Consider the following 12,535-nt stretch of genomic DNA (forward strand, 5'->3'; position numbering starts at 1 on the left):
GCGCGTTCACCGAGCGGCGAGCGCCTCAGCGATGGGGTGCTCGCCGTCGTTGAAGCGGATCGTCCGGCGGAGGGTCGCGGACTCGATGAGAGTCTGCGCGATGACCTGAGCCACGTTCGCGCGGGACACCTCGCCGGATGCCGGCGGCTCGACGACGATGCGACCGGTGCCCTCGCCGAGGGTGAGCCGACTCGGTCCGAGCACCGTCCAGTCCAGGGAGGTCGCGCGCAGATACTTATCCGCCGCCGCCTTCGCCTCGGCGTAGGCATGAAAGGAGTCGGTCTCGGGGATGCCGTGCTCCGGTGAGGAGCCGAAGTAGGAGACCATCACATAGCGGCGCACTCCGGCATCCTTCGCCGCGTCCATCGACCGCACGGCGGCCTCGAAGTCGACGGCGTGCGTGCGCGCCGGATCACCGCCGCCGGCTCCCGCCGACCAGACCACCTCGTCGTGCCCGGCGATGAGACGCGCGAGGCCCGGACGGTCCTCGCGCTCGATGTCGAACACCACGGGATCTGCGCCCGTGATGCGCACCTCGGCCGCATGTGCCGGATTGCGGATGACCGCGGTCACCTCGTCACCACGCGAGACGAGAAGAGGAGCGAGCAGCAGCGCGACCTTTCCGTGGCCGCCGACGATCAGGATCCGAGCCATGACGCCCACGCTACTCGCCCGTCGGCGACCACGGGACTCTCGCCGAGCTCAGCGCGAGGCGAGGCCTGCGAGCAGTTCGAGCACGCACAGCGCCGCGAGGCGCACGGTCCTGGCATCCTCGGTGTCCGCCGTCGCATCGACCTCTGCGATGTCGGCGCTGAACACGCGGCGGTCCATGGCGATGCGGCGGGTCACCGCGCGCAGCTCCCACGCCGCCAGTCCCCCCGGCACGCTCGCGGGACACCCCGGCGCGACGGAACGGTCACAGGCGTCCACGTCGATGTCGAAGTGGACGCGCGATCCCGCACCCGCGATCTCGAGCGCCTCGGATGCCACGTCCTCTGTTCCCCGCCGGCGCAGCTCGTCGAGGGTGATCACGCGGATGCCCCAGTCCGCCGCACGCCGGGCGTAGGCTGAGGAGTTGGCGAAGTCGGCGATCCCGATCTGCACGATGCGCGTCGGATCGATCGGCTCCGGGGCATCCTCGACCAGTCGTCGCACCGGCGACCCGTTGGACACGCCGTCGCGCAGGTCGAAGTGCGCGTCGATCGTGATGAGCCCGTCCGCACGCGATCCGCGGGCGGCGGCGTAGGTCACCGAGTTGTCGCCGCCGATCGCGATCGTGAGGTCGGCGGCCGCGGCGAGCTCCGCGACGCGCGCCACCGCGCGCTCGACGCCCTCCTCCCCGTCCGGCTCGGTCACGTCGCCGGCATCCGCGATGCGCAGCACGGCGTTCAGGTCGAGCGGCGGACTCGTCATCAGGGTCGCGCTGTAGCGCTGCAGCGCCTCGCGCACCGCGGCCGGGGTCGCGTGCGCGCCGGTGGGTGAGAGCGATGAGCGCCAGGCGGGGATGCCGAGCAGCACCGCGTCGGCTGTGCCGTCGAACGGGGGCCAGCCGCCCGCGCGGGGCCAGAGGTCGTCGTGCGACAGTGCCATGGGGTCTCCTTCGTCTTCCGGGCGGACGCTCAGAGCGCCGCGTCCCCGTCCTTCCAGACCTGCCTCACCAGCGGCACACCCGGCCGGTAGGCGAGGTGCACACGCGTCGGAGCGTCCAGCAGAACCAGATCCGCGCGCTTCCCCGGGGCGATCGCCCCGATGTCATCGCGCTGCAGGGCCGCTGCTCCCCCGGCAGTGGCCGCCCAGACCGCCTCGGCCACCGTCATCCGCATGTCCCGCACGGCGACGGCGATGCAGAACGGCATCGAGCTCGTGAAGCTAGAACCGGGGTTCGTGTCGCAGGCGATCGCGACGGTGACGCCGGCGTCGATGAGCCGGCGGGCGTCGGGATACGGCTGCCGGGTGGAGAACTCCACGCCGGGCAGCAGCGTGAGCACGGTGTCGCTCGCGGCGAGCGCGGCGACGTCGTCGTCGGTCAGGTAGGTGCCGTGATCGACGGATGCCGCGCCGAGCTCGAGCGCCATCTGCACCCCCTCGCCCGGGCCCAGCTGACTGGCGTGCACGCGCGGCTTCAGACCGCGCGCGACGCCCGCCTCGAGCACGCGGCGGGACTGCGCGACGGTGAAGGCACCGGTCTCGCAGAACACGTCGATCCAGCGGGCGTGCGGCGCGCAGGCATCCAGCATGTCGCCCACGACGAGGTCGACGTAGGCGTCGTGATCATCGGCGAACTCGGCGGGCACGACGTGCGCACCGAGATAGGTGACCTCGTCGGTCACCTCGGATGCCAGGCGCACCAGACGTTCCTCGGTCGCGACGTCCAGGCCGTAGCCGCTCTTGATCTCGACGGTCGTGGTCCCCTGCGCGAGCAGCTCGCGGGCGAAACCGCGCAGCCGCGCGCGCAGCTCGTCGTCGGATGCCGCACGCGTCGCGGCGACGGTCGAGCGGATGCCGCCGGCGGCGTACTTCTGACCCGCCATCCGCGCCTCGAACTCCGCGGCGCGGTCGCCGCCGAACACCAGGTGACTGTGGCTGTCCACGAAGCCGGGGATGACGGCGCGTCCGCCGGCGTCCACGACCTGATCCGCGTGGGCGGGCGCATCCCCCGAGGCTCCCGCCCACGCGATCCTGCCGTCCTCGATGAGCACCGCCGCATCCTGCACGGTGCCGAGGCGGTCATCGTCGTCGGGAGCGTTGGTCGTCAGCTCTCCGATGTTCGTGATGAGGGTGGACATCACAGCCCCATCGGCACCTTGAGTCCGCGCTCGCGCGCGACGTCCTTGGCGTGGTCGTAGCCGGCGTCGACGTGCCGCATGACCCCGGTACCCGGGTCGTTGGTCAGCACGCGCTCCAGCTTCTCGGCGGCCAGATCCGAGCCGTCGGCCACAGTCACCTGGCCGGCGTGGATCGAACGGCCGATGCCGACGCCGCCGCCGTGGTGCAGCGACACCCAGCTGGCGCCCGACGCCGTGTTCAGCAGGGCGTTCAGCAGCGGCCAGTCGGCGATGGCGTCGGAGCCGTCCTTCATCGCCTCGGTCTCACGGTACGGGCTCGCAACGGAGCCCGAGTCCAGGTGGTCGCGGCCGATGACGATGGGAGCGGACAGCTCGCCGGAGGCGACCATCTCGTTGAACTTCAGACCGGCCAGGTGGCGCTCCTTGTAGCCCAGCCAGCAGATGCGCGCGGGAAGCCCCTCGAAGTGCACCTTCTCGCCGGCCTTCTCCAGCCAGCGGTGCAGCGCCTTGTCCTCGGGGAACAGCTCGGCGATGGCGCGGTCGGTCTTGTAGATGTCCTCCGGGTCGCCCGAGAGCGCAGCCCAGCGGAAGGGGCCACGGCCCTCCTCGAACTGCGTGCGGATGTACGCCGGCACGAACCCGGGGAACTCGAAGGCGCGATCGAAGCCGCCCAGCACCGCCTCGGCGCGGATCGAGTTGCCGTAGTCGAACACGGCGGCGCCGGCGTCCTGGAATGCCACCATCGCGGCGACGTGCGCGGCCATCGACTCGCGCGAGCGCCGGGTGAACTCCTCCGGGTCGCGCTCGGCCTCGGTCTTCCAGTCCGCCACGGAGATGCCGATCGGCAGGTAGGCGAGCGGGTCGTGCGCGCTGGTCTGGTCGGTGACGATGTCGATCGGCACGCCACGCCGGAGCAGCTCGGGGAACACCTCGGCGGCGTTGCCGACGATACCGACGGAGAGCGCCTCCCCGGCATCCTTCGCGGCGACCGCACGAGCGACGGCCTCGTCGAGGTCGGTGTAGTAGACGTCGAGATAGCCGTGGTCGACGCGTCGCGAAAGGCGCGACTCGTCGACGTCGACGATCAGGACCGCGCCCTCGTTCAGCGTGACGGCGAGCGGCTGGGCGCCGCCCATGCCGCCGGCGCCGCCGGTGAGCGACAGCGTGCCCTTGAGGGACTCCTTGCCGAGCGAGCGGGCGACGGCGGCGAACGTCTCGTAGGTGCCCTGCAGGATGCCCTGGGTGCCGATGTAGATCCAGGACCCGGCGGTCATCTGGCCGTACATCATCAGCCCGAGCTCCTCGAGCTTACGGAACTCCGGCCAGGTGGCCCAGTCTCCGACCAGGTTGGAGTTGGCGATCAGCACGCGCGGCGCCCACTCGTGGGTGCGGAACACGCCCACCGGCTTGCCGGACTGCACCAGAAGTGTCTCATCGGGCTCCAGCTCGTCGAGCGTGCGCACGATCGCGTCGTACGCCTCCCACGAGCGCGCCGCGCGGCCGGTGCCGCCGTAGACCACGAGATCCTCGGGGTGCTCGGCGACCTCGGCGTCGAGGTTGTTCATCAGCATGCGCTTGGCGGCCTCGGCACCCCAGCTCTTGGCCGTCCGCTCGTTGCCGCGCGGGGCGCGGATGCGGCGGGACGGGTCGTGCAGGGTGGGGCCGGACGGGGTGTCAGACATTCGCGTTCTCCTTGGCGGTGCGGGCGACAGCGCCCGAGGTGACGAGTTCGGTGACGGCTTCCATCTCAGGCGAGAGGAACCGGTCGGGTCCGGGGCCCCCGGCGACGGTGCGGACCAGGTCGCGCACGGCTCCGGTCGCGGGCCCTGCCTCGAGCGGGGCGCGCAGGTCGAGCGCCCGCGCACCGGTGAGGATCTCGATCGCGAGCACCCGCGAGAGCCCGTCGATCGCGCGACGCAGCTTGCGCGCTGCGGCCCAGCCCATCGAGACGTGGTCCTCCTGCATGGCCGACGACGGGATCGAGTCGACGGATGCCGGGGCGGCGAGACGCTTCAGCTCGGACACGATGCCGGCCGCCGCATACTGCGCGATCATCAACCCGGAGTCGACGCCCACTTCCGAAGCGAGGAAGGGCGGCAGGCCGTGGCTGCGCGCCGGGTCGAGGGCGCGGTCGGTGCGGCGCTCCGAGACGGATGCCACATCGGCGACCGAGATCGCGAGGAAGTCGAGCACGGCGGCGACGGGCGCGCCGTGGAAGTTGCCGTTGGACTCGATGCGTCCGTCCACGGTGACGACGGGGTTGTCGACCACTGAGGCGAGCTCGCGCTCGGCGATCATGGTGGCGTGCGCCATGGTGTCGCGCGCTGCCCCGTGCACCTGCGGCGAGCAGCGTAGCGAGTACGCGTCCTGCACCCGGCCGTCGTCCGGTCCCTTGTGGCTGGCTACCATCGGAGAGTTGCCGAGGAACGCGCGCAGGTTGGCTGCGGATGCTGCCTGGCCGACCTGCGGACGGAGCGCCATGAGATCCTCGGCGAACACGGCGTCGGTGCCGAGCTGCGACTCGATCGACATCGCGGCGGAGAGGTCGGCGGTCGTGATCAGCATCTCGAGGTCGTGCAGGGCGAGCACGAGCATCCCCAGCATCCCGTCGGTGCCGTTGATGAGGGCGAGACCCTCCTTCTCCTCGAGGACGAGCGGCTCGATCCCTGCGGCGGCGAGGGCGTCGGATGCCGGGACGAGCTCACCGTCCGCGTTGCGCACCTCCCCTTCGCCCATGGCTGCCAGCGCGACATGCGCGAGCGGCGCGAGGTCACCGGAGCAGCCCAGCGAGCCGTACTCACGGACCAGCGGGCTGATGCCGGCGTTGAGCATCGCCGCGTAGGTCTCGACCACGACGGGGCGAACACCGGTACGGCCCGACGCCAGTGTCTGCAGTCGCAGCAGCTGAAGGGCACGGACGACCTCGGTCTCCACCTCGGGTCCGGTGCCCGCCGCGTGTGAGCGGATCAGGCTGACCTGCAGCTGACGACGACGGTCCGGTGCGATGAACGTCGTGGCGAGAGCGCCGAAGCCGGTGGAGACGCCGTAGTGCGGCACCGGGTCCGCGGCCATCGCGTCGATGACGCGACGCGACTCTGCGACGCGGCCGAGCGCCCCGTCATCGATGACGACGGATGCGTGATGGCGGGCGATGGCGACGACGTCTGCCGGCGCGAGGGGTGCGGCGCCGACGACGACCGAGGAGTTCTGGAACATACCTCGATTCCACACCTCTCCTCCCCCGTCGGACAGAGCGATGTGACATCCTTTGTCTGTGATCTCAGACAATGCGGAGAGAAAGGCGCAGGTCCCCGCTGCCGACCAGACGCTGCGCATCCTGCGCCATCTCGCGCGTCGGCCCGCTCCGATCGCCGCCTCCGCTCTCGCGCGGGATCTCGGTATCCCGCGATCGACGGTCTATCACCTGCTGGCAACGCTCGAGGAGCACGGTTTCGTCGTGCATCTCGCGCAGGATCGCCGATGGGGCCTCGGTACGTCGGCGTTCGAGCTGGCAGGAGGCTATGCCAGGCAGGAGCCTCTGGCGCGTCTGGGGCGCCCGCTGGTCGCGGGGCTGGCCGACCGGCTCGGCGAGAGCGCGCACCTCGCCGTGATGAGCGGCCGGGACGTGCTGTACATCGTGGAGGAGCGCGCGCTGCGCCGCCCTGCGCTGGTGACGGATGTCGGCGTGCGACTGCCCGCGCATCTCACGGCCACAGGACGGGCAATGCTCGCCGCACTGCCGAAGGTGCAGGTGCGGGCGTTGTACCCGGACGCGTCGTCGTTCACGGAGCGCACGGGACGGGGCCCGCAGAAGCCGTCCGAGTTGCGCGAGCTGCTGCGGCTGGTGCGGCAGAGCGGTGTGGCCACCGAAGACGGTGAGATCACCGAGGGCTTCCGTTCAGTGGCCTCTGCGGTAACCGATCACGCGGGGTGGCCGGTGGCGGCGATCGCCGTGACGTGGACGGATGCCGCCGTCGACGCGGATCGCGCGGCTGATGCTGTCGTCGACGCTGCCGCGCAGTTGTCGCAACGGGTGCGTTGAGGGTGTGTTAACGCGAAAGAGCCACCCGGCAATGGGTGGCTCTTTCGTTTAGAAGGAGTTCGGCGGTGTCCTACTCTCCCACAGGGTCCCCCCTGCAGTACCATCGGCGCTGTGAGGCTTAGCTTCCGGGTTCGGAATGTGACCGGGCGTTTCCCTCACGCTATGGCCGCCGAAACACTATTGACATGTATCAGGCAACATCACAACGTTTGTGTGTGTTGTTTGGTTCCCGACCGTACGTCGAGAACCACAAAGTGGACGCGTTCATCTCGCAGAAAGAGGAGTGTTATCAAGTCGTCGGCTTATTAGTACCAGTCAGCTGCACACGTTGCCGTGCTTCCACATCTGGCCTATCAACCCAGTAGTCTGGCTGGGAGCCTCTCACCCACAAGGGGCATGGAAGTCTCATCTTGAGGCCGGCTTCCCGCTTAGATGCTTTCAGCGGTTATCCATCCCGAACGTAGCTAACCAGCGGTGCTCCTGGCGGAACAACTGGCACACCAGAGGTTCGTCCAACCCGGTCCTCTCGTACTAGGGTCAGATCCTCTCAAACTTCCTACGCGCGCAGCGGATAGGGACCGAACTGTCTCACGACGTTCTAAACCCAGCTCGCGTACCGCTTTAATGGGCGAACAGCCCAACCCTTGGGACCTACTCCAGCCCCAGGATGCGACGAGCCGACATCGAGGTGCCAAACCATGCCGTCGATATGGACTCTTGGGCAAGATCAGCCTGTTATCCCCGAGGTACCTTTTATCCGTTGAGCGACAGCGCTTCCACAAGCCACTGCCGGATCACTAGTCCCGACTTTCGTCCCTGCTCGACCTGTCAGTCTCACAGTCAAGCTCCCTTGTGCACTTACACTCGCCACCTGATTGCCAACCAGGTTGAGGGAACCTTTGGGCGCCTCCGTTACTTTTTGGGAGGCAACCGCCCCAGTTAAACTACCCACCAGGCACTGTCCCTGAACCGGATCACGGTTCGAAGTTAGATATCCAGAGTGACCAGAGTGGTATTTCAACAATGACTCCACGAATACTGGCGTACCCGCTTCACAGTCTCCCACCTATCCTACACAAGCCACACCGAACACCAATACCAAGCTGTAGTAAAGGTCACGGGGTCTTTCCGTCCTGCTGCGCGTAACGAGCATCTTTACTCGTAATGCAATTTCGCCGAGTTCGCGGTTGAGACAGTTGGGAAGTCGTTACGCCATTCGTGCAGGTCGGAACTTACCCGACAAGGAATTTCGCTACCTTAGGATGGTTATAGTTACCACCGCCGTTTACTGGGGCTTAAATTCTCAGCTTCGCCCAAAAGGGCTAACCGGTCCTCTTAACCTTCCAGCACCGGGCAGGCGTCAGTCCGTATACATCGACTTGCGTCTTCGCACGGACCTGTGTTTTTAGTAAACAGTCGCTACCCACTAGTCTCTGCGGCCACCACACCCTTTTCCAGGCAAGCTGGTATAAGTGGATGGCCCCCCTTCTCCCGAAGTTACGGGGGCATTTTGCCGAGTTCCTTAACCACGATTCTCTCGATCTCCTTGGTATTCTCTACCTGACCACCTGAGTCGGTTTGGGGTACGGGCGGCTGGAACCTCGCGTCGATGCTTTTCTCGGCAGCATAGGATCACCCACTTTTCATCCGCATCGTGTCTCAGCCTCAATGAGTCACGGATTTGCCTATGACTCGGCCTACGCACTTGCACCAGGACAACCATCGCCTGGCATGGGCTACCTTCCTGCGTCACACCTGTTAATACGCTCACTCCACCAGATGGGGTCCCGTGCTCCATCACCCGATGAACCCCGAAGGGTCCGGTGGGTGACTTCGGACGGTTAGCACTCCTGATCTCGTGTGGGCGGTTCTTCGCCGGTACGGGAATATCAACCCGTTGTCCATCGACTACGCCTGTCGGCCTCGCCTTAGGTCCCGACTTACCCAGGGAAGATTAGCTTGACCCTGGAACCCTTGGTCTTCCGGAGGACGTGTTTCTCACACGTCTTTCGCTACTCATGCCTGCATTCTCACTCGTGTGGCGTCCACGGCTGGATCACTCCGCCGCTTCACCCGCCACACGACGCTCTCCTACCCATCAACACGGCTGGACCACGAAGGCCTACCAAAAATGTCAATGCCACAACTTCGGTGGCGTGCTTGAGCCCCGTTACATTGTCGGCGCGGAATCACTTGACCAGTGAGCTATTACGCACTCTTTCAAGGGTGGCTGCTTCTAAGCCAACCTCCTGGTTGTCTAAGCAACTCCACATCCTTTTCCACTTAGCACGCGCTTAGGGACCTTAGATGGTGGTCTGGGTTGTTTCCCTCTCGACTATGAAGCTTATCCCCCACAGTCTCACTGCTGCGCTCTCACTTACCGGCATTCGGAGTTTGGCTGACGTCAGTAACCTGGTCGGGCCCATCGGCCATCCAGTAGCTCTACCTCCGGCAAGAAACACGCAACGCTGCACCTAAATGCATTTCGGAGAGAACCAGCTATCACGAAGTTTGATTGGCCTTTCACCCCTATCCACAGCTCATCCCCTCAGTTTTCAACCTAAGTGGGTTCGGCCCTCCACGACGTCTTACCGTCGCTTCAGCCTGGCCATGGATAGATCACTTCGCTTCGGGTCTAGGACATGCGACTGAATCGCCCTATTCAGACTCGCTTTCGCTACGGCTACCCCACACGGGTTAACCTCGCCACATATCACTAACTCGCAGGCTCATTCTTCAAAAGGCACGCTGTCACCCCTACTAAGGAGGCTCCAACGGTTTGTAAGCAAACGGTTTCAGGTACTATTTCACTCCCCTCCCGGGGTACTTTTCACCTTTCCCTCACGGTACTTGTCCGCTATCGGTCATCTGGGAGTATTTAGGCTTATCAGGTGGTCCTGACAGATTCACACGGGATTTCACGGGCCCCGTGCTACTTGGGATCCCCTCCACGCTGCACCAAGCATTTCGACTACGGGGCTGGCACCCACTATGGCCGGCCTTTCAAGACCGTTCGTCTACACTCGCGCATCACGTCAACCACTCGGCAGAATGATTAAGAGGGTCCCACAACCCCGGGCATGCAACGCCTGCCGGCTATCACACACACCCGGTTTAGCCTCATCCGCTTTCGCTCGCCACTACTCACGGAATCACATGTTGTTTTCTCTTCCTGCGGGTACTGAGATGTTTCACTTCCCCGCGTTCCCTCTACCCGCCCTATATATTCAGGCGGGAGTCACCAGGTCGCACAAACGCCTGGCGGGGTTTCCCCATTCGGACACCCTCGGATCAAAACTCGCTTATCAGTTCCCCGAGGCTTATCGCAGATTGCTACGTCCTTCTTCGGCTCCAGATGCCAAGGCATCCACCGTTTGCTCTTAAAGACTTGAAATCACATGAGAACCGTCAGACCCAGGAAAAGATCTGACGGAAGTTTTCTTTAAGATGCTCGCGTCCACTGTGTAGTTCTCAAAGTACGGGCGGTCCCCCACCCCCGAAGCCAACCGGCAACAGAAGTAAGGGCCACAAGGAATCAGAACAGCAGACCTCCCCGAAGAGAAGCCAACCGGCCCGGTCCCTCAGGACCCAACAGCGTGCAGCCACCACATCCCCGCAGCATCCCGTTCCAACTGCCGAAGCAGCGTACTGAGAACACCACGCATCCGTGATGGCATGTCAAATGTTCCACCCATGAGCTCCGGTCGGGAACATTCGTCCCGATTCCGGCTCTGTCNCAAGCCATCCCCACAAAGAGAAAGGCAAGAAGGGCCACGAGGAGTCGGTTCGACACAAACGTGCCGGCCCGGTCCCTCAGGACCCAACAGCGTGCAGGCCCCCGCCTCATCCCCCAGTCCGTTCCAACCGCAAGCGGCGTACTGAAACCAGAAGACTCAACAAGAGCCATGTCAAATGTTCCACCCATGAGCTCCGGTCGGGAACATTCGTCCCGATTCCGGCTCTGTCAGCCCGAGGGCTGCAGTGCTCCTTAGAAAGGAGGTGATCCAGCCGCACCTTCCGGTACGGCTACCTTGTTACGACTTAGTCCTAATTACCGATCCCACCTTCGACGGCTCCCTCCACAAGGGTTAGGCCACCGGCTTCAGGTGTTACCGACTTTCATGACTTGACGGGCGGTGTGTACAAGACCCGGGAACGTATTCACCGCAGCGTTGCTGATCTGCGATTACTAGCGACTCCGACTTCACGTAGTCGAGTTGCAGACTACGATCCGAACTGGGACCGGCTTTTTGGGATTCGCTCCACCTCACGGTATCGCAGCCCATTGTACCGGCCATTGTAGCATGCGTGAAGCCCAAGACATAAGGGGCATGATGATTTGACGTCATCCCCACCTTCCTCCGAGTTGACCCCGGCAGTATCCCATGAGTTCCCACCATTACGTGCTGGCAACATAGAACGAGGGTTGCGCTCGTTGCGGGACTTAACCCAACATCTCACGACACGAGCTGACGACAACCATGCACCACCTGTTCACGAGTGTCCAAAGAGTTGACCATTTCTGGCCCGTTCTCGTGTATGTCAAGCCTTGGTAAGGTTCTTCGCGTTGCATCGAATTAATCCGCATGCTCCGCCGCTTGTGCGGGTCCCCGTCAATTCCTTTGAGTTTTAGCCTTGCGGCCGTACTCCCCAGGCGGGGAACTTAATGCGTTAGCTGCGTCACGGAATCCGTGGAAAGGACCCCACAACTAGTTCCCAACGTTTACGGGGTGGACTACCAGGGTATCTAAGCCTGTTTGCTCCCCACCCTTTCGCTCCTCAGCGTCAGTTACGGCCCAGAGATCTGCCTTCGCCATCGGTGTTCCTCCTGATATCTGCGCATTCCACCGCTACACCAGGAATTCCAATCTCCCCTACCGCACTCAAGTCTGCCCGTACCCACCGCAAGCCTCAGGTTGAGCCTGAGGATTTCACGGCAGACGCGACAAACCGCCTACGAGCTCTTTACGCCCAATAATTCCGGATAACGCTTGCACCCTACGTATTACCGCGGCTGCTGGCACGTAGTTAGCCGGTGCTTTTTCTGCAGGTACCGTCACTTTCGCTTCTTCCCTGCTAAAAGAGGTTTACAACCCGAAGGCCGTCATCCCTCACGCGGCGTTGCTGCATCAGGCTTCCGCCCATTGTGCAATATTCCCCACTGCTGCCTCCCGTAGGAGTCTGGGCCGTGTCTCAGTCCCAGTGTGGCCGGTCACCCTCTCAGGCCGGCTACCCGTCGACGCCTTGGTGAGCCATTACCTCACCAACAAGCTGATAGGCCGCGAGCCCATCCCCAACCGAAAAATCTTTCCAACCACAGACCATGCGGCCGTGGCACATATCCAGTATTAGACACCGTTTCCAGCGCTTATCCCAGAGTCAGGGGCAGGTTGCTCACGTGTTACTCACCCGTTCGCCACTAATCCACCCCTGCAAGCAGGGGCTTCATCGTTCGACTTGCATGTGTTAAGCACGCCGCCAGCGTTCATCCTGAGCCAGGATCAAACTCTCCGTAAAAAACAGATGCAAACCCACCCACCGGGAAAACGGTGAACAGGCAGCGAGTTCAATCATGACCAAAAAACGAACATCATTGCTGACATTCAAATAAATTGATCCAAAGGAATCTCACCCCAACCAAAGTTGGAGACGAGGTTATTTGGCATTTGACAAGTGCACGCTGTTGAGTTCTCAAGGATCGGACGCA

General features: G+C 64.1%; 6 protein-coding genes and 3 rRNA genes. 1 reads left to right on the forward strand and 8 read right to left on the reverse strand.

Going from position 1 to position 12,535, the window contains the following annotated elements:
• Nucleotides 1-6: 6 nt before the first annotated feature.
• Genes GON06_RS03465 through hutH form a run of 5 tightly spaced genes read right to left on the reverse strand, consistent with a single transcriptional unit; the run spans nt 7 to nt 6,002 of the window.
• Nucleotides 7-654: an NAD(P)H-binding protein gene (locus GON06_RS03465; protein ID WP_157310883.1), complete on the reverse strand. Its 648-nt coding sequence runs from the start codon at nt 652-654 to the stop codon at nt 7-9.
• A gap of 48 nt (nt 655-702) precedes the next feature.
• Complete coding sequence (locus tag GON06_RS03470) at nt 703-1,590, reverse strand: arginase family protein (protein WP_157310884.1); 888 nt, start codon at nt 1,588-1,590, stop codon at nt 703-705.
• 29 nt (nt 1,591-1,619) lie between these two features.
• Complete coding sequence (gene hutI, locus GON06_RS03475) at nt 1,620-2,786, reverse strand: imidazolonepropionase (protein WP_157310885.1); 1,167 nt, start codon at nt 2,784-2,786, stop codon at nt 1,620-1,622.
• Nucleotides 2,786-4,468 (reverse strand): urocanate hydratase, encoded by a 1,683-nt coding sequence (hutU, locus tag GON06_RS03480; protein WP_157310886.1) that lies wholly within the window; start codon nt 4,466-4,468, stop codon nt 2,786-2,788. Before hutU ends, hutI begins: the two co-directional genes overlap by 1 nt.
• Nucleotides 4,461-6,002 (reverse strand): histidine ammonia-lyase, encoded by a 1,542-nt coding sequence (gene hutH, locus GON06_RS03485; protein WP_157310887.1) that lies wholly within the window; start codon nt 6,000-6,002, stop codon nt 4,461-4,463. The genes hutU and hutH overlap by 8 nt, the downstream gene beginning before the upstream one ends.
• Before the next feature lie 52 nt (nt 6,003-6,054).
• On the opposite strand from hutH, the gene GON06_RS03490 reads away from it, so the two are divergent.
• Entirely contained in the window at nt 6,055-6,828 is a 774-nt protein-coding gene (locus GON06_RS03490) for an IclR family transcriptional regulator (protein WP_157310888.1), read from the forward strand.
• Between the two features lie 57 nt (nt 6,829-6,885).
• On the opposite strand, the gene rrf is transcribed toward GON06_RS03490, so the two are convergent.
• The 3 genes from rrf to GON06_RS03505 form a co-directional block, all read right to left on the reverse strand.
• Nucleotides 6,886-7,002 (reverse strand): 5S ribosomal RNA (rrf, locus tag GON06_RS03495).
• A 111-nt stretch (nt 7,003-7,113) separates the two neighbouring features.
• Nucleotides 7,114-10,222 (reverse strand): 23S ribosomal RNA (locus GON06_RS03500).
• A gap of 598 nt (nt 10,223-10,820) precedes the next feature.
• Nucleotides 10,821-12,345 (reverse strand): 16S ribosomal RNA (locus tag GON06_RS03505).
• The 16S, 23S and 5S rRNA genes sit together here, the layout of an rRNA operon.
• Nucleotides 12,346-12,535: the final 190 nt, after the last annotated feature.

The organism is Microbacterium sp. MAH-37, from assembly GCF_009758255.1.
GTDB lineage: Bacteria > Actinomycetota > Actinomycetes > Actinomycetales > Microbacteriaceae > Microbacterium.

Bases quoted from the DNA above. Each gene is read 5' to 3' on its own strand.
- GON06_RS03465 (WP_157310883.1), bottom strand. From the start codon at position 654: ATGGCTCGGATCCTGATCGTCGGCGGCCACGGAAAGGTCGCGCTGCTG.
- GON06_RS03470 (WP_157310884.1), bottom strand. From the start codon at position 1,590: ATGGCACTGTCGCACGACGACCTCTGGCCCCGCGCGGGCGGCTGGCCC.
- hutI (WP_157310885.1), bottom strand. From the start codon at position 2,786: ATGTCCACCCTCATCACGAACATCGGAGAGCTGACGACCAACGCTCCC.
- hutU (WP_157310886.1), bottom strand. From the start codon at position 4,468: ATGTCTGACACCCCGTCCGGCCCCACCCTGCACGACCCGTCCCGCCGC.
- hutH (WP_157310887.1), bottom strand. From the start codon at position 6,002: ATGTTCCAGAACTCCTCGGTCGTCGTCGGCGCCGCACCCCTCGCGCCG.